This window comes from Streptomyces sp. NBC_01515, assembly GCF_045040345.1.
Classification (GTDB): domain Bacteria; phylum Actinomycetota; class Actinomycetes; order Streptomycetales; family Streptomycetaceae; genus Streptomyces.
The window spans coordinates 8,249,500-8,270,449 of record NZ_CP109416.1; the positions used below are offsets into that span (position 1 = coordinate 8,249,500).

Sequence of the window (20,950 nt, forward strand, 5' to 3'; positions counted from 1 at the left end):
CCGTGGCGACGACTCCCGCGCCTCCCCAGGCGCCCCCGAAGCCCACGTGGGACCCCAGAAGGCCCGAACCGCCGTTCCCCTGGCTGCGACCCACCATCCGCATAAGGCTCACGCTGCTGTACGGCGGCATGTTCCTGATCGCCGGCATCCTGCTGCTGTCGATCATCTACCTGCTCGCCGCCCAGGCGCTGAACGTCGGCAGCGACCTGCCCTTCAAGATCACCGAGGGCAAGGTCACCAGCACGATCTGCGACCTGCCCGGGAGCGCCTCGCCCGACGTGTTCAACAGCGCGATGAGCAACTGCGTCAATGAGCAGCGGCAGCACGCCCTGGACAACTTGCTCAGCCGCTCGCTCCTCACCCTGCTCGGCCTCGCGATCATCGCGTTCGCCTTCGGCTACGCGATGGCCGGCCGGGTGCTCTCGCCGCTCGGCCGCATCACCCGCACCGCCCGCGCGGTGGCCGGCTCGGACCTGTCCCGGCGGATCGAACTGGACGGCCCGGACGACGAGTTGAAGGAGCTCGCGGACACCTTCGACGAGATGCTGGAGCGGCTGCAGCGGGCCTTCACCGCACAGCAGCGCTTCGTGGGGAACGCGTCGCACGAGCTGCGCACCCCCTTGGCGATCAACCGCACGCTCCTGGAAGTGCATCTGTCCGATCCAGGCGCCCCCATGGAGCTGCAACAGCTCGGCAAGACACTGCTCGCCACCAACGAGCGCAGCGAGCAGCTCGTCGAGGGTCTGCTGCTGCTCGCCCGCAGCGACAACCAGATCGTGGAGCGCAAGCCCGTGGACCTCGCCGAGGTCGCCGAGCAGGCCGTCGACCAGGTGCACGCCGAGGCGGCCGCCAAGGGCGTGGTGATCCGCGGCGAGCAGAAACCCGCGGTCGTCCAGGGCAACGGCGTCCTGCTGGAGCGGATCGCCCTGAACCTGGTGCAGAACGCGGTGCGGTACAACGTGCCGGAGGACGGCTGGGTCGAGGTCACCACCGAGGTCCAGCACGGCCAGGCGGTGCTCATAGTCTCGAACACGGGTCCGGTGGTCCCGGCGTACGAGGTCGACAACCTCTTCGAGCCCTTCAGGCGGCTGCGTACGGAGCGGACCGGCAGCGACAAGGGTGTGGGCCTGGGGCTGTCGATCGCGCGGTCCGTGGCGCGGGCGCACGGCGGCCATATCTCGGCCCAGCCGCGTGAGGGGGGTGGACTCGTGATGCGAGTCACCCTGCCCATCTGAGATCATGTCGCCGACACACGACGATGTTCGCTTTGCGCGGAATTTTCTGGCCGCTTCTTCGGCAACCCCGTGTGTGATCGATCACAAGCGCGATTTTCAGGCCATCTACTCTCCGTGATCATGCACCCTGTCGGAAAGCCGGGAAAATCCGGGTTTTCGGGGGTCTTGATCACGGGAAGTACACGATGAGGTGCCTTTGAAGAGCGGCACAAGGACCGTGTACGGTCCCCTTCGCCATCCAAGCCGATCACTCTTGAGGGGTCCGGTTGGGTGTCGATTGAGTAACAGACCTTGATGTGAGGCAAAATCTCCGCCTCAGGTCGGGCACAAGTCCGGCCTCTCACGCGTTACGTGCGCTGGAGACACCGCAGACACCCAGAGGGGGAGAGCGCGACATGGCAACGGATTACGACACCCCACGCAAGACCGACGACGACGTCGACTCGGACAGCCTTGAAGAACTCAAGGCGCGTAGGAACGACAAGTCGACTTCCGCAGTGGACGTCGACGAATTCGAGGCCGCCGAGGGCCTTGAGCTGCCCGGAGCGGACCTCTCGAACGAAGAGCTGGCCGTCCGGGTGCTGCCCAAGCAGCAGGACGAGTTCACTTGCATGAGCTGCTTCCTGGTGCACCACCGCAGCCAGCTGGCCCGCGAGAAGAACGGCCAGCCGATCTGCCGCGACTGCGACTGAGGAGGGGTCGGCCGTGACTGGCTCGACCCCACCCTGGAAGCGCCGCTCCCGCAGGCCGGGAGCGGACGAAGGGCCGACAGACGGTCCTCATGGCGCGCGTGACGACGAGCGGGGCTCATCCGAACCTGGATCAGCCTCGCTCGAACCGGCGGGCGACCGGGCTGACCTCCCGGTGCCGACGGACGTTCCCGCAGCCGCCCCCGTTGCCAAGCGACGGGTGGCGGTGATCCGGGACAAGGTCAGGGAAGGCGTCCGTAAGGGCGGCAGCCGGGCCAGGGCCGGTTTGGCGTACCTCGCCGACCGGATCATCGACATAGCCCCGCGGATCCCCGTACGGGACCTTCAGGCGCTTCGGCGGCAGTTCCCGGGGCTCGGCCCCGAACAGCTCGCCGACAAACTGGTGGCGGGCGCCGCCAACGCGACCTCGACGGTCGGCGCGGGCATCGGTGCCGCGGCGATGCTGCCGGTGCCGCCCGCGATGCCCACCGAACTGGCCGCCGAGATCACCGGCGTCGCCGCGATCGAACTGAAGCTGATCGCCGAGCTCTACGAGGTCTACGGCGCCCGTCCGCCCGGCGACCTCCGGCAGCGCAGCACCACGTATCTGAACTCCTGGTCCGGGGAGCGCGGTATCGACGTGACCAAACCGTCGACCATGAGCGCCGCGCTGAACGGTCACATGAAGCGCGAGCTGCGCCAGCAGATCATGAAACGCATGGTTCGCGACCTGCCGAACCTGATGCCCTTCATGGTCGGCGCCGCCGTCGGAGCGGTCATGAACCGCCGGGACACCAGGAAACTCGCCGAGCGCATCCGCAAGGACCTGCGCAAGGCCCAGGTCCCGTGGGACGCGCTGCCCGAACTGCCGCCCCTGGAGACCCCGCCGGACCCGCTCCGGATGGGTGAGATCCCGAAGGAACTCGGTCGCTGAGAAGGTCCTAGACGGCTGCCGCGCGGGCCGTCTTCAGGGCCTCCGCCAGCCGCTCCGGCTCGCGGGTCGACAGATACAGGTACGGCGTCGGGTCGTCCGGGTCGGTGACCTCGACGCGCAGTGCCCTCGGAATGTACGAGCGCAGCAGCAGGAAGGCGCGGGTGTCGGCCTTGTAGGTGCGCCAGGCGCGGGCCTCCTCCGGGTCCAGGATCTCCGCCTCGCCCAGGGCCGTCACCGGGATCTTCGCCTCGCCGGCGATCAGCTGGTCGCCCACGATCCGGATGCGGAGCGAGCCGTAGGAACTGGCCATCACGGACGCGACCGCGGTGCCGCCGACCAGGCCGCCGAGCAGCGGCAGGGTGCCGAAGGGCAGCAGGATCAGGGCGAAGGAGACGCCGACCAGGAACGAGATGAACCACCACGAACGGGGGGCGGTGAGGCGCTCGTCGTAGGGGGAGGCGGAAAGCTGCATGGAGCCAAGCTTGGCACGGTGTCCGGAACCTGCCGACGCGCGGGTAAGGTCTGCGGCTGTGAGTGGTACTTCTCCAGCTCTTAAGCCTCCGTCCGACGCCGTGAAACCGGTGCGGCACCCGGACGCGCCCGCGCCGGGCGAACTGCTCGGTGCGCACTACGAACAGTGTTTCGGATGTGGCGGCGACCAGCCGCACGGGCTGCACCTGGAGGCGCGGGCCGGTGAGGGCGTCACCATCACCGCCGAGTTCACCGTGCGGGCCGCCCACCAGGGCGCCCCGGGCCTCGCGCACGGCGGAGTGCTCGCCAGCGCGCTGGACGAGACCCTCGGCTCGCTGAACTGGCTGCTGCGGACGATCGCGGTGACCGGCCGCCTGGAGACCGACTTCGTCCGGCCGGTGCCCGTGGACACCGTGCTGTACCTGGAGGCCGAGGTGACGGCCGTGGCCGGCCGGAAGATCTACTCGACCGCCACCGGACGCATCGGCGGCCCGGACGGGCCCGTCGCGGTGCGCGCCGACGCCCTCTTCGTCGAGGTGAAGGTCGACCACTTCATCGACAACGGCCGCCCGCAGGAGATCCGGGCCGCCATGGACGACCCGGACCAGGTCCGGCGTACCCGTGCCTTCGAGGTGAACCCGTGAGCCGTGACCCGCTGGACGTGTCGATCCGCCGCGTCGACCCGGACGTACCGCTTCCGTCGTACGAGCATCCCGGTGACGCGGGAGCCGATCTGCGGACCACCGAGAGCCGGGAACTGAAGCCGGGTGAACGGGCCGTACTGCCCACGGGGGTGTCTATCGCTCTCCCGGAGGGGTACGCGGCCTTCGTACACCCTCGTTCGGGGCTCGCCGCCCGCTGCGGTGTTGCCCTGGTGAATGCCCCGGGGACGGTTGATGCCGGGTACCGTGGGGAGATCAAGGTGATCGTGGTGAATCTCGACCCGTACGAGTCGGTTCGGTTCGAGCGCTTCGACCGGATCGCCCAGCTTGTCGTCCAGCAGGTCGAGAGGGTCCGCTTCCAGGAGGTCGCGGAGCTTCCCGAATCGGCGCGGGCCGAGGGGGGCTTCGGGTCCACCGGCGGTCACGCCGCCGTGGGCGGCACCACGGGTGGGAATCGATACGCTTCGGTCGTATCCGACCGGGAAGGACAGTGACGTGTTCGGACGTCGCAAGAAGGGCACTGCCGCCGAGGACGCGGCGAGCGAGGCCGAGCAGGTCGTCGACGACGTCGACACTGAGGCGGACGGATCGGTCGAGCGCGTGAAGCTCGAACCGGAGCCCCGCCCCGACGGACCCTGGGACGACTCGGAGATCGGCGACCCCGCCGAGGGCCGGGTGGACCTGGGCGGTCTGTTCGTGCCGGGAGTCGACGGCATGGAGCTGCGGGTCGAGGTCGCGGGCGACGCGATCGTCGCCGCCACCGTGGTCCTCAAGGACAGTGCCATCCAGTTGCAGGCCTTCGCCGCCCCCAAGCGCGAGGGCATCTGGGGTGAGGTCCGCGAGGAGATCGCCAGCGGCATCACCCAGCAGGGCGGCATCGTCGACGAGGTCGAGGGGCCGCTGGGCTGGGAGCTGCGCGCGCAGGTTCCGGTGCAGCTGCCGGACGGCACGGGCGGTTTCCAGGTGGTGCGGTTCGTCGGTGTGGACGGTTCACGCTGGTTCCTGCGCGGGGTGATCTCCGGGCAGGGCGCGGTGCAGCCGCAGGCCGCCGGGCTGCTCGAACAGATCTTCCGGGACACGGTCGTCGTGCGCGGCGAGGGCCCGATGGCGCCCCGCGACCCGATCGTCCTGAAGCTGCCGAACGACGCCCAGATGGTTCCCGAGGGTGTCCAGCAGGAGGAGGCGGGTTCCCGCTTCTCCGGCGGCATGGGGCAGCTGCAGCGCGGACCGGAGATCACCGAGGTCCGCTAGCCGGAACAGACAGACACGAAAGGGCCGTACCCCTCCTCGGGGTACGGCCCTTCGTCGTGCGCGCACTCTTGACGGCTCATTGGTCCGTACCTATGGTCTCGGCTCAACGCCCAAGTTCATGAGGGTGCTCTGTGTTCACATACGAGAACGGAGTCACCGTGCGCCGCGCTGCCCTGCTCTCCGTCGTCACCGCCCTGGTCCTGGGCTTCTTCGCCCAGCCCGGCACCGCCGCCCAGGCGGCCCCCGCCACCTTCGTCCACCCCGGAGTCGACGTCTCCAGGAGTCAGCTGGACTTCGCCCGCACCGAGGTCCTCGCCGGCGCCCAGCCCTGGAAGGGCGCCTACGACCAGATGATGGCCAGCTCCTACGCCAGCCTGAGTCGCACCGCGAAGCCCAGAGCCGTCGTCGAGTGCGGCTCGTACTCCAACCCCAACTACGGCTGCACCGACGAGCGCGAGGACGCGATCGCGGCCTACACCGACGCGCTCGCCTGGTACATCACCAAGGACGCGCGCTACGCCCAGAAGGCCATCGAGATCATGGACGCCTGGTCGGCCACGATCACCAGCCACACCAACAGCAACGCGCCCCTGCAGACCGGCTGGGCCGGCTCCTCCTGGCCCAAGGCCGCCGAGATCATCAAGTACACGTACACCGGGACGTGGACCAACTCGGCCCGCTTCGCGACCATGTTGCGCAACGTGTACCTGCCCGAGATCATCAACGGCTCCAATTCCAATGGGAACTGGGAGCTGACGATGATGGACGCCGCCGTCGGCATCTCCGTCTTCCTGGAGGACAAGACGTCGTACGACAAGGCCATGGCGATCTTCCGGACGCGCACGGCCGCGTACATCTACCTCGCCTCGGACGGTTCCGTACCGAAGACCGTGCCGAGCCAGAACCTCAACACCACGGCGAAGATCGTCAGTTACTGGCAGGGCCAGTCGACCTTCGTCACCGGGCTCACCCAGGAGACGTGCCGCGACTTCACGCACACCGGGTACGGCCTCTCGTCGATCTCGCACGTCGCCGAGACCAGCCGGATCCAGGGCACCGACCTCTACGGCACCGACGTGGGGGAGCGGCTGCGGCAGGCGCTCGGGTTCCAGGCCAAGTACCAGCTGGGTACGGCCGTGCCGAGCTGGCTCTGCGGCGGGTCGCTGACCCTCGGGCTCGGGCCGGTCACCGAGGTCGGCTACAACGCCCTGCACAACCGCCTGGGCATCGCGATGACCAACACCCAGACGCTCACCCTGAACAACCGCCCGGCCGGCAGCAACAACCTCTTCGTGGCCTGGGAGACCCTGACCCACGGCGACAACCCCAACTGAACATCCTGAACATCGCCGGACCCTGATGCCCGTACGGCACCGTACGGGCATCAGGGATGTGTCAAAGAGGTCCCTGACCGCACTCCCCACCCCATTTGTCGGACTTATTGGCCGTAAAGTCGACGCTGCGTACAGAGCTGTGACGGGAAGACAATGGGGCCATGGGACGCGGCAAGCTTCGGATCTACCTCGGTGCGGCACCGGGCGTCGGCAAGACGTACGCCATGCTGTCCGAGGCCCACCGCAGGGTGGAGCGGGGCACGGACTGCGTGGTCGCCTTCGTGGAGCACCACGGGAGGGCCCGCACCGAGGTGATGCTGCACGGCCTGGAGCAGGTCCCGCGCGTGGAGCTGGCCTACCGGGGGACCGTCTTCACCGAGATGGACGTCGACGCGGTGCTGCGCCGGGCCCCCGCCGTCGCCCTGGTGGACGAACTCGCCCACACCAACATCCCGGGCTCCCGCAACACCAAGCGCTGGCAGGACATCGAGGAGCTGCTCGCGGCCGGTATCGACGTCGTGTCGACCGTCAACATCCAGCACCTGGAGTCCCTCGGCGATGTCGTCGAGTCGATCACCGGGGTCCGGCAGCAGGAGACCGTGCCGGACGAGGTCGTCCGCCGGGCCGACCAGATCGAACTCGTCGACATGTCGCCCCAGGCGCTCCGCCGCCGGATGGCGCACGGCAACATCTACAAGCCCGACAAGGTCGACGCGGCCCTCTCGAACTACTTCCGGCCCGGAAACCTCACCGCCCTGCGGGAGTTGGCGCTGCTGTGGGTGGCCGACTGGGTCGACGAGTACCTCCAGGAGTACCGCAGCGAGCACCAGGTCTCGGCGATCTGGGGTTCCCGCGAGCGGATCGTCGTAGGACTGACCGGCGGCCCCGAGGGGCGGACGCTGATACGGCGGGCCGCGCGGCTCGCCGAGAAGGGGGCCGGCGGTGAGGTGCTGGCCGTCTACATCTCCCGCAGCGACGGGCTGACCTCGGCCTCCCCGAAGGAACTCGCCCTCCAGCGCACGCTCGCCGAGGACCTCGGCGGCACCTTCCACCACGTCGTCGGCGACGACATCCCGGCCGCGCTGCTCGACTTCGCGCGCGGGGTGAACGCCACGCAGATCGTCCTCGGCTCCTCGCGCCGCAAGACCTGGCAGTACGTCTTCGGGCCGGGGGTGGGCGCCACGGTAGCCCGCGAGTCGGGGCCCGACCTGGACGTCCACATCGTCACGCACGAGGAGGTCGCCAAGGGGCGCGGGCTGCCCGTGTCCCGGGGCGCGCGGCTCGGGCGGGCCCGGATCGTTTCCGGGTGGCTGGTCGGGGTGGTGGGCCCGGTGGGGCTCGCCTTCCTGCTCAACGCCGTCCACCTCGGGCTCGCCAACGACATGCTGCTGTTCCTGTCGCTGACGGTGGCGGCGGCGTTGCTCGGCGGGCTGGCGCCGGCGCTGGTCTCGGCGGCCGTCGGATCGTTCCTGCTGAACTACTACTACACGCCCCCGCTGCACCGGATGACGATCGCCGACCCCAAGAACATCGTCGCCATCGCGATCTTCGTCGGCGTCGCCGTGTCCGTGGCCTCCGTGGTGGACCTCGCCGCGCGACGCACCCAGCAGGCCGCCAGACTGCGCGCCGAGTCGGAGATCCTGTCCTTCCTCGCGGGCAGCGTGCTGCGCGGCGAGACCAGCCTCGAAGCGCTTCTGGAACGGGTCCGGGAGACCTTCGGCATGGAGTCCGTCGCCCTGCTGGAGCGCAAGAGCGATGTGGACCCCTGGACCTGCGCCGGACGCGTGGGCGTGGGCGCGCCGCTGGAGCGGCCCGAGGACGGCGACGTGGACATGCCGGTCGGCGATCACATGGCCCTCGCGCTGACCGGCCGCGTGCTGCCCGCCTCCGACCGCCGGGTCCTCGCCGCCTTCGCCGCGCAGGCCGCCGTCGTCCTGGACCGCAGGCGCCTGCGCGAGGAGGCCGACCAGGCCCGTGCGCTCGCCGAGGGCAATCGCATCCGTACGGCCCTCCTGGCGGCCGTGAGCCACGATCTGCGGACGCCCCTCGCCGGCATCAAGGCGGCCGTCTCCTCCCTGCGCTCCGACGACGTGGCGTGGTCCGAGGAGGACCAGGCCGAACTGCTGGAGGGCATCGAGGACGGCGCCGACCGACTCGACCACCTCGTGGGCAACCTGCTCGACATGTCCCGCCTCCAGACCGGCACGGTCACGCCGATCATCCGCGAGATAGACCTCGACGAGGTGGTGCCGATGGCGCTCGGCGGGGTCCCCGAGGGCAGCGCCGAACTCGACATCCCGGAGACGCTGCCCATGGTGGCCGTCGACCCCGGGCTCCTGGAGCGGGCGGTGGCCAACCTGGTCGAGAACGCGGTCAAGTACAGCCCGCCCGGCGAAACCGTCCTGGTGTCCGCCAGCGCCATCGCCGACCGCGTGGAGGTACGAGTGGTCGACCGGGGCCCCGGAGTCCCGGACGAGGCCAAGGACCGCATTTTCGAGCCCTTCCAGCGCTACGGTGACGCCCCGCGCGGCGCCGGAGTGGGACTCGGGCTCGCCGTGGCGCGTGGCTTCACCGAGGCCATGAACGGCACCCTGAACGCCGAGGACACCCCCGGCGGCGGCCTCACCATGGTGCTCACGCTCCGCGCGGCGGACGGCGTCGTAGAAGACGCGCATGACGTGAGTGACGTGCGTGACGTGAAAGACGTACAACCGGAAAGGCAGGCCTCATGACCAGGGTCCTCGTGGTCGAGGATGAGCCGCAGATCGTGCGGGCCCTCGTGATCAACCTCAAGGCGCGGAAGTACGAGGTCGACGCGGCCGCCGACGGCAAGACCGCCCTCGATCTCGCCGCCTCCCGGCACCCGGACGTGGTCGTCCTCGACCTGGGGCTGCCCGACATGGACGGCGTCGAGGTGATCCGGGGGCTGCGCGGGTGGACCCGGGTGCCGATCCTGGTGCTGTCCGCGCGGCACTCCTCCGACGAGAAGGTCGAGGCGCTGGACGCGGGCGCCGACGACTACGTCACCAAGCCCTTCGGCATGGACGAGCTGCTGGCCCGGCTGCGGGCCGCCGTGCGCCGGGCCGAGCCCACCGGGGGCGGCGAGGACGACGTCCTGGTCGAGACCGAGGAGTTCACCGTCGACCTGGCCGCCAAGAAGGTCCACCGGGACGGGCGGGACGTACGGCTCACCCCCACGGAGTGGCATCTGCTGGAGGTGCTCGTGCGCAACACCGGGCGGCTGGTCAGCCAGAAGCAGCTGCTCCAGGAGGTGTGGGGGCCGTCGTACGGGACCGAGACCAACTACCTCCGCGTGTACATGGCGCAGCTGCGGCGGAAGCTGGAGACGGACCCCGCGCACCCCAAGCACTTCATCACGGAGCCCGGCATGGGCTACCGGTTCGAGCGCTGAGGCCGTGGGTACGTTGCTGTCAGTGGACCCCGGTACGCTTGAGATATGAGCGCTGTCCCTCGTTCCGAAAAGCCGGCCGGACGGTTCCGGCGCATGCTCGACCGGCTCTCCACCTCGCAGGAGGACCTGGAGTCGGAGGAGCTGCGTGAGGACGCCGAGACAGAGGGCTGTGTCCGGATCGGCGACTGCCACGACCGACAGATCGTGACGGTTACTGGTACCTTGCGCACGGTCACGCTGCGCCCCCGGGCGGGAGTTCCGGCCCTGGAGGCCGAGCTGTTCGACGGTTCGGCCGCCCTGGACGTGGTGTGGCTCGGCAGGCGCTCCATCGTGGGGATAGAACCGGGGCGCAAGCTGATCGCGTCCGGCCGGATCTCGATGAGCAGAGGCCGCCGGGTGCTCTTCAACCCGAAATACGAACTGAGACCCCTCGGACGGGAGTAGCCGGTGACGTCGCTCGACAAGCCGACCGCGGACACCGTGGACGCCGACGACAGCGAGCAGGATGTCCGGGCGGTGACCGAGGCGGCCCTCTTCGAGGCGTTCGGCGGTCTGCGCGGCATGATCGAAACGGTCCTGCCCGGCCTGCTCTTCGTCAGCATCTTCACCGTCAACAAGAACCTGCACTGGTCGGCGATCGCCGCGCTGGCCGTGTCGCTCGTTCTCGTCGTGATCCGACTGGTGACGCGCGACACCGTCAAGCACGCCTTCAGCGGTGTCTTCGGCGTCGCCTTCGGTGTCGTCTTCGCGATGATGACGGGCAACGCCAAGAACTTCTATCTCCCCGGCATGCTCTACACGCTGGGGCTCGCGCTCGCGTACATCATCACGACCCTCGCCGGCGTCCCGCTGATCGGCCTGATCCTGGGCCCGGTCTTCAAGGAGAACCTCTCCTGGCGGACCCGCAACCCCGGCCGCAAGAAGGCGTACGCGAAGGCCAGTTGGGCCTGGGGCCTGATCCTGCTCGCCAAGTGCGCGATCCTCTTCCCGCTCTACTGGTGGGCCAACACCGCCCAACTCGGCTGGGTCCTGGTCGCGTTGAAGATCCCGCCGTTCCTGCTCGCCGTCTGGCTCACCTGGGTCTTCCTCGCGAAGGCGCCCGCGCCGATCGACGTGTTCGCGGAGATGGAGGCGGAGGAGCAGGCCGAGAAGGACCGCAAGGCCGCCGCCGAGTCCGAGTCCGCGGGCGAGGCACAGGACGCCACGTCGGGACGGCACCGTCGCGACGCATAGCATCCGTCGCTTTCGCCACTTCCGCTACGACGAGGAGGGGCGCCCTGAGATCTCAGGGCGCCCCTCCTCGTCGTAGACCCAAGAGGGATCAGCTCGCCGCGTCCTCCCGGCGTACCGACAACAGGTCCTCCAGCTGCTCCTCGCGCGCCTGAGCCGCCACGAACAGGAGTTCGTCGCCCGCCTCCAGAGAGTCCTCGCGGGACGGGGTCAGGACGCGGGTGCCGCGGATGATCGTGACCAGGGACGTGTCCTCGGGCCACTCCACGTCGCCGACCTGGGTGCCCGCGAGGGCGGACTCCTCGGGGAGGGTCAGCTCGACGAGGTTGGCGTCGCCGTGGCTGAAGCGGAGGAGGCGGACGAGGTCGCCGACCGACACCGCCTCCTCGACCAGGGCCGACATCAGACGCGGGGTGGAGACGGCCACGTCGACGCCCCAGGACTCGTTGAAGAGCCATTCGTTCTTGGGGTTGTTGACGCGGGCGACGACGCGCGGGACGCCGTACTCCGTCTTCGCGAGGAGGGAGACGACGAGGTTGACCTTGTCGTCGCCGGTCGCGGCGATCACGACGTTGCAGCGCTGCAGCGCCGCCTCGTCCAGGGACGTGATCTCGCAGGCGTCGGCCAGCAGCCACTCCGCCTGGGGGACCCGCTCGACCGAGATCGCGGTCGGGGCCTTGTCGATGAGAAGGATCTCGTGACCGTTCTCCAGGAGCTCTCCGGCGATCGAACGACCGACCGCGCCGGCTCCGGCAATGGCGACCCTCATCAGTGACCGCCCTCCTCTTCGGGACCCTTGGCGAACGCCGCCTCGACCTTGTCGATCTCGTCCGTACGCATCATCACGTGCACGAGGTCGCCCTCCTGCAACACGGTCTGCGAAGAGGGCAGCATCGCCTCGCCGAGACGGGTGAGGAACGCCACGCGGACGCCCGTCTCCTCCTGCAGCTTGCTGATCCGCTGGCCGACCCAGGCGGCCGAGGCGTGCACCTCGGCGAGCTGGACCCCGCCGGTGGGGTCCCGCCACAGCGGCTCCGCGCCCGAGGGCAGCAGCCGGCGCAGCATCTGGTCGGCGGTCCAGCGGACCGTGGCCACGGTGGGGATGCCCAGGCGCTGGTAGACCTCGGCGCGGCGGGGGTCGTAGATACGGGCCGCGACGTTCTCCACGCCGAACATCTCGCGGGCCACGCGCGCCGAGATGATGTTCGAGTTGTCACCGCTGGAGACGGCCGCGAACGCGCCCGCCTCCTCGATGCCGGCCTCGCGCAGGGTGTCCTGGTCGAAGCCGACCCCGGTGACCCGGCGGCCGCCGAATCCGGGGCCCAGCCGACGGAAGGCGGTGGGGTCCTGGTCGATCACGGCGACCGTGTGCCCCTGTTGCTCCAGGGTCTGGGCGAGAGCGGAACCCACTCTGCCGCAGCCCATGATGACGATGTGCACGACCGTCCTTCCGGTGTCCTGAAATCAATGCTCAGCCCCATCAGGGTCTCAGACCGAGGCCAAAGTACACACGTCCGGTCCTTTGGGGGCACCCCTGTGCGTCAGCGGCGCCCGATGCTGCGCACGCTGGCCAGGGTGAGGATTCCGAGGCCGACGAGGGCGGCCAGGGCGCCGATCAGCTCTGCGGTCGCGGGCATGGAACCTCCAGGAGGCAGTGGGGAGCGGGGTTTTGTCATATAGACACGGAGTCGGCGATCTTGACGGAATCCGCGACTCCACTCGCCCCTCGTTTCACTCGTGAGGCAGATGACAGGGGTCAAGACGAGGTCAAGCCGGTGGCGAGTAGAGGATCGCCTGTTCGAAGGCCTACGATCCTCTGTTGTGTCCAAACTGACCGACGTGCCCAAGCGCATCCTCATCGGGCGCGCACTGCGCAGCGACCGGTTGGGCGAAACGCTCCTGCCGAAGCGCATCGCACTCCCCGTCTTCGCTTCCGACCCGCTGTCCTCCGTGGCGTACGCGCCCGGCGAGGTGCTGCTGGTCCTCTCCATCGCGGGCGTGTCGGCGTACCACTTCAGCCCCTGGATCGCGCTCGCGGTCGTGGTGCTGATGTTCACCGTGGTCGCCTCCTACCGGCAGAACGTGCACGCCTACCCCAGCGGCGGCGGCGACTACGAGGTGGCCACCACCAACCTCGGCCCCAAGGCCGGCCTCACCGTCGCCAGCGCGCTGCTCGTCGACTACGTCCTCACCGTGGCCGTCTCGATCGCCTCCGGCATCGAGAACCTCGGTTCCGCGATCCCGTTCGTGATCGAGCACAAGGTGATCTGCGCGGTCGGCGTCGTGGTGCTGCTCACGTTGATGAACCTGCGCGGGGTGAAGGAGTCCGGCTCGCTGTTCGCGATCCCGACGTACGTCTTCGTCGCGGGCGTCTTCGTCATGATCGCGTGGGGCGCCTTCCGCGGCCTGGTCCTCGGCGACACCATGCGCGCGCCGACCGCCGCCTACCACATCAGGGCCGAACACCAGGGCCTGGCGGGCTTCGCCCTGGTCTTCCTGCTCCTGCGCGCCTTCTCCTCCGGCTGCGCCGCGCTCACCGGTGTCGAGGCCATCTCCAACGGCGTCCCGGCCTTCCGCAAGCCCAAGTCGAAGAACGCGGCGAGCACCCTCGCGGCGATGGGCATCCTGGCCGTCACGATGTTCTGCGGGATCATCGCGCTGGCCATGACGACCAAGGTCCGCATGGCCGAGAACCCGGGCACCGACCTGCTGCACAACGGCGTCGCGATCGGCTCCGGCTATGTCCAGAACCCGGTGATCTCGCAGGTCGCCGAGGCCGTGTTCGGCAAGGGCAGCTTCCTGTTCATCGTGTTGGCCGCGGCCACCGCGCTGGTCCTGTTCCTGGCCGCCAACACGGCGTACAACGGCTTCCCGCTGCTCGGCTCGATCCTCGCCCAGGACCGCTACCTGCCGCGCCAGCTGCACACCCGCGGCGACCGCCTGGCCTTCTCCAACGGCATCGTGCTGCTCGCCGGCACGGCCGCACTGCTGCTGGCGATCTACGGCGCCGACTCGACCCGGCTGATCCAGCTGTACATCGTCGGCGTCTTCGTCTCCTTCACCCTCAGCCAGACCGGCATGGTCCGGCACTGGAACCGTCACCTGGCCACCGAGAAGGACCAGGCCAAGCGCCGCCACATGGTCCGCTCCCGGGCCATCAACACGTTCGGCGCGTTCTTCACCGGCCTGGTGCTGGTCGTCGTCCTGGTCACGAAGTTCACCCACGGCGCCTGGGTGGCGCTGCTCGGCATGTGCATCTTCTACGCCACGATGACCGCGATCCGTAAGCACTACGACCGGGTCGCCGAGGAGATCGCGGCCCCCGAGGGCCCGAGCGACGACAGCCTCCGCCCGTCCCGCGTCCACTCGGTCGTCCTGATCTCCAAGATCCACCGCCCGGCTCTACGGGCCCTCGCCTACGCCAAGTTGATGCGCTCGGACACCCTGGAGGCGCTCAGCGTCAACGTCGACCCGGCGGAGACCAAGGCGCTGCGCGAGGAGTGGGAGCGGCGCGGGATCGACGTACCGCTGAAGGTGCTGGACTCGCCGTACCGGGAGATCACGCGGCCGATCATCGAGTACGTGAAGGGGCTGCGGAAGGAATCGCCGCGCGACGCGGTGTCCGTGATCATCCCCGAGTACGTCGTCGGCCACTGGTACGAACACCTCCTCCACAACCAGAGCGCCCTGCGCCTCAAGGGCCGGCTGCTGTTCACGCCGGGCGTGATGGTGACATCGGTGCCGTACCAGCTGGAGTCCTCCGAGGCGGCGAAGAACCGGGCGCGGAAACGGCAGGAGTGGAGTGCGCCGGGGGCGGTGCGGCGCGGTCCTGCGGAGGAGCGGCACACCGAGTCTCCGAAGTCCAAGCTCTAGGCGGGCTCCGGCCTGGCTCTGGCCGGGTTCTGGCCGGGACGGCTTTGTGGTGAGCGGTCGGGCGGGGTCCACGTAGACTGGTGGGCTGTTGTCCGGCCGTTCCCCTGTGTACGTCCTTTCGCTCGCCCCCTTTCGCATTTGGAGTCACCCCGCCATGCAGGCAGAACCGAAGAAATCGCTGGTGGGGGAGGAGTACGAGGTCGAGGTGGGCCCCGTCGCCCATGGCGGGCACTGCATCGCCCGTACGTCCGAGGGGCAGGTGCTGTTCGTCCGGCACGCGCTGCCCGGTGAGCGCGTGGTCGCGCGGGTCACCGACGGCGAGGAGGGTGCGCGGTTCCTGCGTGCCGACGCGGTGACGATCCTGGACGAGTCCAAGGACCGGGTCGAGGCGCCCTGCCCGTACGCCGGCCCCGGGCGCTGCGGTGGCTGCGACTGGCAGCACGCCAAGCCCGGCGCCCAGCGTCGCCTCAAGGGCGAGGTCATCACCGAGCAGTTGCAGCGGCTCGCGGGGCTCACGCCCGAGGAGGCCGGCTGGGACGGCACGGTGATGCCGGCCGAGGGCGACAAGCTGCCCGCGGGCCAGGTGCCGCGGTGGCGGACGCGCGTGCAGTACGCGGTGGACGTCGACGGCAACGCCGGTCTGCGCAAGCACCGTTCGCACGAGGTCGAGCCGGTCGAGCACTGCATGATCGCGGCGCTGGGCGTCAGCGAGCTGGGCATCGAGGAGCGCGACTGGTCCGGCATGGCCTCGGTCGAGGCGATCGCGGCGACGGGTTCCCAGGACCGCATGGTCATCCTGGAGCCCCGCCCCGGCGCGCGGCTTCCCCTGGTCGAGCTCGAACGCCCCGTCTCCGTCATGCGCGTCGAGGAGCACGACGGCGGCATCCACCGCGTGCACGGCCGCGCGTTCGTCCGCGAGCGGGCCGACGGCCGTACGTACCGCGTCGGCAGCGGCGGCTTCTGGCAGGTCCACCCGATGGCCGCGGACACCCTCGTCAAGGCGGTCATGCAGGGCCTGCTGCCGCGCAAGGGCGACATGGCCCTCGACCTGTACTGCGGCGTCGGCCTCTTCGCCGGCGCGCTGGCCGACCGCCTCGGCGACAAGGGCGCGGTGCTCGGCATCGAGTCCGGCAAGCGCGCGGTCGAGGACGCGCGGCACAATCTCGCCGGGTTCGAACGGGTGCGGATCGAGCAGGGCAAGGTCGAGAGCGTGCTTCCGCGGACCGGGATCAGCGAGGTCGACCTGATCGTGCTGGATCCGCCGCGGGCGGGGGCCGGGAAGAAGACGGTGGAGCATCTGGCGTCTCTTGGGGCGCGGAAGATCGCGTACGTGGCGTGCGATCCGGCTGCGTTGGCTCGGGACTTGGCGTATTTCCGGGATGGGGGGTACAAGGTGCGGACGTTGCGGGCGTTCGATCTGTTCCCGATGACTCATCACGTGGAGTGCGTGGCGATTCTGGAGCCGGTGGCGAAGCTGTCCTGACCTGCGGTTTTGCGTGTGCGCAGTATGTGCGGTGTGGGTGTTACGGGCTATCTCTTGACGCTGGAATGACGCTCGTTCCGATGGAGTGTCAGGCGCGCTGTGTCGCAGGTCGGTCGGTTGTGTGGTCAGTGATGCGGTTCCGCTGATCGCATGACTCGGCTGTTCTGGGTGAATTACGCTGCGTAGTCCGGTCGTTACGAGGATGCGGCCGGAGGTGGTTCCACGTGTTCCACATCGCTCACGCGCATGTCCCGGAGGGAGTGGTATGCCGCAACGGCGCGTCATCACCGACCGCAGTCAGGAACCCCGCCGGCGGTTCGCCGAGGAGTTGCGGAGGCTGCGCGAAGCGAGCGGGCTGAGCCTGCGGGCGCTCGGTGAACGGCTCGGCTGGGACTGGTCGTTGTTCGGCAAGATGGAGAACGGCGAGACGCTCGGCAGCCCCGAGGTCGTCCAGGCGTTGGACACGCACTACGGGACGCCGGGGCTGTTGCTGGCGCTGTGGGAGTTGGCCGCCGGGGACCATACGCAGTTCCGCGAGCGGTACCGGCGGTACATGGCGCTGGAAGCGGAGGCGGTGAGCTTGTGGCACTTCGCGGTGAGCGTGCTGCCGGGGTTGTTGCAGACGCCGGGGTATGCACGGGAGATGCTGGCGGCGGGCGGGCTTGAGGGTAAGGAACTTGAGCAGCAGGTCGATGCCCGGATGGGGCGGCGGGAGTTGTTGGAGGGGGAGGGTGCGCCCCGGTTCCGGACCATTCTTTCTGAGGCGGTCCTGCGCACGGCGTTGCTGAACTCCCTTGAGTGGCGGGGGCAGTTGGAGCACCTGACTGAGATGGCGGAACGCCCGAACGTTGCCGTTCATGTGCTGCCGTTCAGCGCCGGCCCTTACGGGCTGGACAGCACTGACGTGTGGTTCCTGCGTCTGCCGCAGGGACGTACGGTGGCATACACGGAGAACGCGCACCGCGGCGACCTGATCGAAGACGGTGCGGCGGTCGAGAAGCTTCAAGGTGCTTACGATGCAGTTCGTGACCTGGCGCTGTCCCCGGCCGAGTCGCGGAAGTTCGTCCTGCGCATGTTGGAGGAAGTGCCGTGCGATCCATCGACCTGAGCGTCATAAACTGGCGCAAGAGCTCATACAGCAACTCGGACGGTGGCGCTTGCGTCGAGGTCTCTGACGACTTCGCCGCTGTCGTCCCGGTACGGGACAGCAAGGTTTCCCATGGGCCGGTGCTTGTGTTCCCTGCCAACGGGTGGAACTCCTTCGTTTCGGCAATCGGGAACGGGCAGTTGAGCGACTGATCAGGCAAGGCGACGGCCCCACGATCTGTTCCGATCGTGGGGCCATTGCCTTGCCCTGCTCCGTCTGCTGCGGTCTCTCCTCCTCGCCAAGACGGGCGAAAATCAGACATCGCACGTGGTGAGCGGTGCCCGTCGGGGAGGATGGACCGACGATGACTGCCCAGACTCCCGGCCCGGACCCCGTCGACTACGCCCCCTTCGCCCACCTGACCGTCCCCAACTCCCCCCTCTACCGCCAGGTGATGCGCGCCTTCCTCGCCGCCAAGGAGCGGTTCGCGGTGCATCTGCGGCCGGAGGACGTGTATGCCGCGCTGGACGCGGGGAGCCGGCCGGCCGATGTCGAGGCGGTGGTGAAGGCGCTGGACAGTCTGGTCACGTGGGGAAATCTGCGGGCCGATCCGGACACCGCGCGGGTGACCGCGGTCGAGGACTTCTACCGTAAGCGGTTCATCTACCAGCTCACGCGGGCCGGTGAGGCGGCCGAGGCGGCGCTGGGGACGTACGACGAGGTGTTGGGGCGGCGTGGCGAGCTCCAGGCGGTCGCCCTGCACGACATCGTCACGCAGTTGCGGGCGCTGCTCGTGATCGCTTCGGAGGACGAGCCGGACCCGGCCAAGGCGTACCTCGCCCTGGCCGTCCTGACCGCACGTTTCACCGACCTCGCCGACAACGCCCGTGCCTTCATGGGGTCGCTCCAGCGCACCATCGACCTGCACGACATCGAGGTGGAGGCGTTCCTCGCGTACAAGGACCGGCTGATCCAGTACCTGGAGCGGTTCATCCAGGACCTGATCACGCTCGGCGGCCGGATCGCCCTGCTGATCGGGGAGTTGGAGGAACAGGGCCGGGCCGGACCGATGCTGCGACTTGCCGCCGCCCGCGAGGCGGCCGACGCCGCGCCCGAGGACGCCGAGCACGCGGAGACCGTGGCGTACGAGAGGTGGGCCGCCCGGTGGTCCGGGCTCGCCCAGTGGTTCGTGTCGGCGGAGGGGCGTGAGTCGCAGGCCAGGTTGCTGCGGGGGCGGGCGCTCGGGTCCATTCCTCAACTGCTCGCTGTCGTCCGGCAGTTGAACGAGCGGCGGGCCGGGCGTTCCGATCGCTCGGCCGACTTCCGGGTGCTGGCGCGCTGGTTCGCCCAGGCGCCGGACGACGAGACGCGGCACCGGCTGTGGCGGGTGGCGTTCGGGCTGTACTCCTCCCGGCACCTCACCGTCGACGCCGACACCCTCGCCGAACGGGCGGCCCGGCCGGAGCCGGCCGCGACCCCGTGGGGTGAGGCGCGACCGCTGCGGATCAGTCCTCAGCTGCGCCGTACCGGCAGTTACGAACGGCGCGGCAAGCCGCGCAGGGTGGCGGACCGGGGCGAGGCGAAGCGCAGGCTCGCCGAGATCGCCGCCCGGCAGGCGGGGGAGGCCAGAGAGGCGCGGGACCGTCTTGCGACAGGCGGGCCGGTGCGGCTCTCCCGCCTGAGGGAACTCGACCCGCTCGCCTTCCAGTTGTTCCTGCGCCTGCTCGGTGACGCCCTCGCAGGCTGGCGGCCGGGCATGACGACCACCACGGCCACCAGCGGGGACGGCTCGATGGAGATCCGGCTGACCGCGCTCGGCGACGGCTCGACGGCCGAAGTGCGCACGCCCGACGGGGTGTTCATGGGACCCGACCACGTGATCGACATCGTCGACCTCACGGCGGGAGAGGGCGGCGAGGCCGACGCGCCCGCCGGACCGTTGTCCCACGTACCGGCCGAGTCGGCCACACGGAACGGGACCGGGTCCGTCCCCCGGCAGGGCGCCGCCTTCCAACCGTCCCCAGTCCCCCGACAGTTGACGGAGGACAGATGACCGGCCCGCTGGCCGAGGTGCTGGACGGCCAGCGTGGGGCCGACCTCCAACGGGCCGCGCGTGCCCTGCTGAAGGAGCCGCTGCTCACCGCTGACGGGCCGTACGCCGACGAGTTCCGGCTGGTGCGCCGGCACACCGCCGAACTGCGGGAGTGGTTCGAGCGCAACGTCGGCTGGACCCTGCGCACGGACTCCGACGCGGCACGGCTGCGCAAGACGCCCGGCACCCTCACCGACGCCACGCACCCGGCCCGTGAGGCCGCCCGTACCGCGCTGCCCTTCACGCGCCGCCGCTATGTCCTGCTGTGCCTGACGCTGGCCGCGCTGGAGCGGGGCGAGTCGCAGGTGGCACTCGGACGTCTCGCCGAACAGGTCGTCCTGGCCGCGGCCGATCCCGAACTCGTCGCCGCCGGGATCACGTTCACCCTGGAGCGGCGCGACGAGCGCCTCGACCTCGCGGCCGTCGTACGACTCCTGCTGCGGCTCGGGGTGCTGCGACGGGTGGCCGGCGACGAGGAGGCGTACGTCAGCGGATCGGGCGATGTGCTGTACGACGTGCGGCGGCGCGTGCTGGCCGGGATGCCGACGGCCCGGCGCGGCCCCTCCATGGTCGAGTCCCGGGGCTTCGAGGAACGCCTGGTGGAGATGACGGCGCAGACCGCCCTCGACAGCGACGATCTCAGGTTCCGCGCGATCCGCTGGAAGCTGACCCGCCGTCTCCTCGACGACCCGGTGCTCTACTACGACGACCTGACCGACGACGAACTGGTCTACCTCACCCGGCAACGCGGCTTCATCACCGCACGCATCGGTGAACTCACCGGACTGGTCGCCGAGGTGCGGGCCGAAGGCATCGCCATGGTCGACCCGTTGGACGACCTCACCGACGTACGCATGCCGGAACAGGGCACCCACGGTCACATCACCTTGCTGCTCGCGGGACACCTGGCGCGAGCCGCCCGGCCCGTCGAGTCGGCGGAGTTGGCATCCCGAGTGCGCGAACTGGCCGTAGAACACGGTGGTTTCTGGTCGAAGTCGGCGCGAGAGCCGGGAGCGGAGCCCGAACTCGTGGAGCAGGCGCTGGCCAAGCTGGTGGCGCTGGGGCTCGCCGTGCGCACGGAGCGTGGTGTCCTGCCGCGACCGGCTCTCGCGCGTTACGCGGTCGGTGAGCCCGTCGTCAGGGAACCGGGAGTCGCCCACCACCCGGCCGCGATCGTGACGGACGAAAGGTGAACCA

At 69.5% G+C, this 20,950-nt stretch carries 20 protein-coding genes; 17 read left to right on the forward strand and 3 right to left on the reverse strand.

The features are described from left to right. Positions 1–2: 2 nt before the first annotated feature. From OG407_RS37320 to OG407_RS37330, 3 genes are all read left to right on the forward strand, one after another. A complete protein-coding gene (locus OG407_RS37320; RefSeq protein ID WP_405864073.1) occupies positions 3–1,235 on the forward strand; it encodes a sensor histidine kinase in 1,233 nt (410 codons plus the stop codon). A gap of 395 nt (positions 1,236–1,630) precedes the next feature. Next, entirely contained in the window at positions 1,631–1,927 is a 297-nt protein-coding gene (locus OG407_RS37325; RefSeq protein ID WP_005481602.1) for a DUF4193 domain-containing protein, read from the forward strand. A 13-nt stretch (positions 1,928–1,940) separates the two neighbouring features. Further along, a complete protein-coding gene (locus OG407_RS37330) occupies positions 1,941–2,858 on the forward strand; it encodes a hypothetical protein (RefSeq protein ID WP_405864075.1) in 918 nt (305 codons plus the stop codon). A gap of 7 nt (positions 2,859–2,865) precedes the next feature. Here the strand turns inward: OG407_RS37330 and OG407_RS37335 are convergent, their stop codons facing one another. Further along, positions 2,866–3,330, reverse strand: coding sequence for a DUF3093 domain-containing protein (locus OG407_RS37335; protein WP_033283956.1), 465 nt, complete (start codon positions 3,328–3,330; stop codon positions 2,866–2,868). Positions 3,331–3,388: 58 nt separating this feature from the next. Here OG407_RS37335 and OG407_RS37340 point away from each other — a divergent pair, with 58 nt between their 5' ends. From OG407_RS37340 to OG407_RS37375, 8 genes are all read left to right on the forward strand, one after another. Then, on the forward strand, positions 3,389–3,973 hold the full coding sequence (locus OG407_RS37340; RefSeq protein WP_033283955.1) for a PaaI family thioesterase: 585 nt from the start codon (positions 3,389–3,391) through the stop codon (positions 3,971–3,973). Next, positions 3,970–4,485 carry a dUTP diphosphatase gene (dut, locus tag OG407_RS37345; RefSeq protein WP_327400783.1) on the forward strand — a complete coding sequence of 172 codons (516 nt, stop codon included), beginning with the start codon at positions 3,970–3,972 and terminating at the stop codon, positions 4,483–4,485. Before OG407_RS37340 ends, dut begins: the two co-directional genes overlap by 4 nt. Before the next feature lies 1 nt (position 4,486). Further along, complete coding sequence (locus OG407_RS37350; RefSeq protein ID WP_328677755.1) at positions 4,487–5,242, forward strand: DUF3710 domain-containing protein; 756 nt, start codon at positions 4,487–4,489, stop codon at positions 5,240–5,242. Positions 5,243–5,400: 158 nt separating this feature from the next. Continuing rightward, the gene (locus tag OG407_RS37355) at positions 5,401–6,576 is read left to right on the forward strand and encodes an alginate lyase family protein (protein WP_405864078.1); all 1,176 of its coding nucleotides are present in this window, start codon (positions 5,401–5,403) and stop codon (positions 6,574–6,576) included. 161 nt (positions 6,577–6,737) lie between these two features. Beyond that, a complete protein-coding gene (locus OG407_RS37360) occupies positions 6,738–9,308 on the forward strand; it encodes an ATP-binding protein (RefSeq protein WP_405864080.1) in 2,571 nt (856 codons plus the stop codon). After that, positions 9,305–9,988, forward strand: a complete 684-nt coding sequence (locus tag OG407_RS37365) for a response regulator (protein ID WP_329349180.1) — start codon at positions 9,305–9,307, stop codon at positions 9,986–9,988. The genes OG407_RS37360 and OG407_RS37365 overlap by 4 nt, the downstream gene beginning before the upstream one ends. A gap of 45 nt (positions 9,989–10,033) precedes the next feature. Continuing rightward, on the forward strand, positions 10,034–10,432 hold the full coding sequence (locus tag OG407_RS37370) for an OB-fold nucleic acid binding domain-containing protein (protein ID WP_200678990.1): 399 nt from the start codon (positions 10,034–10,036) through the stop codon (positions 10,430–10,432). 3 nt (positions 10,433–10,435) lie between these two features. Continuing rightward, positions 10,436–11,221 carry a DUF3159 domain-containing protein gene (locus OG407_RS37375; protein ID WP_405864083.1) on the forward strand — a complete coding sequence of 262 codons (786 nt, stop codon included), beginning with the start codon at positions 10,436–10,438 and terminating at the stop codon, positions 11,219–11,221. Positions 11,222–11,309: 88 nt separating this feature from the next. On the opposite strand, the gene OG407_RS37380 is transcribed toward OG407_RS37375, so the two are convergent. After that, on the reverse strand, positions 11,310–11,987 hold the full coding sequence (locus OG407_RS37380) for a TrkA family potassium uptake protein (protein ID WP_019061074.1): 678 nt from the start codon (positions 11,985–11,987) through the stop codon (positions 11,310–11,312). Beyond that, positions 11,987–12,658, reverse strand: coding sequence for a TrkA family potassium uptake protein (locus OG407_RS37385; protein WP_019061075.1), 672 nt, complete (start codon positions 12,656–12,658; stop codon positions 11,987–11,989). Before OG407_RS37385 ends, OG407_RS37380 begins: the two co-directional genes overlap by 1 nt. 381 nt (positions 12,659–13,039) lie before the next feature. On the opposite strand from OG407_RS37385, the gene OG407_RS37390 reads away from it, so the two are divergent. The 6 genes from OG407_RS37390 (at position 13,040) to OG407_RS37415 (ending at position 20,946) form a co-directional block, all read left to right on the forward strand. Beyond that, positions 13,040–15,091 carry an APC family permease gene (locus OG407_RS37390; protein WP_405864085.1) on the forward strand — a complete coding sequence of 684 codons (2,052 nt, stop codon included), beginning with the start codon at positions 13,040–13,042 and terminating at the stop codon, positions 15,089–15,091. 154 nt (positions 15,092–15,245) lie between these two features. Next, positions 15,246–16,574 carry a class I SAM-dependent RNA methyltransferase gene (locus OG407_RS37395; RefSeq protein ID WP_405864087.1) on the forward strand — a complete coding sequence of 443 codons (1,329 nt, stop codon included), beginning with the start codon at positions 15,246–15,248 and terminating at the stop codon, positions 16,572–16,574. A 265-nt stretch (positions 16,575–16,839) separates the two neighbouring features. Next, positions 16,840–17,682, forward strand: a complete 843-nt coding sequence (locus OG407_RS37400) for a helix-turn-helix domain-containing protein (protein WP_405864089.1) — start codon at positions 16,840–16,842, stop codon at positions 17,680–17,682. Further along, positions 17,664–17,873 carry a DUF397 domain-containing protein gene (locus OG407_RS37405; protein ID WP_405864091.1) on the forward strand — a complete coding sequence of 70 codons (210 nt, stop codon included), beginning with the start codon at positions 17,664–17,666 and terminating at the stop codon, positions 17,871–17,873. Before OG407_RS37400 ends, OG407_RS37405 begins: the two co-directional genes overlap by 19 nt. Positions 17,874–18,025: 152 nt before the next feature. Continuing rightward, positions 18,026–19,714, forward strand: coding sequence for a TIGR02677 family protein (locus tag OG407_RS37410; protein WP_405864093.1), 1,689 nt, complete (start codon positions 18,026–18,028; stop codon positions 19,712–19,714). Continuing rightward, positions 19,711–20,946: a TIGR02678 family protein gene (locus tag OG407_RS37415; protein ID WP_405864095.1), complete on the forward strand. Its 1,236-nt coding sequence runs from the start codon at positions 19,711–19,713 to the stop codon at positions 20,944–20,946. The genes OG407_RS37410 and OG407_RS37415 overlap by 4 nt, the downstream gene beginning before the upstream one ends. Positions 20,947–20,950: the final 4 nt, after the last annotated feature.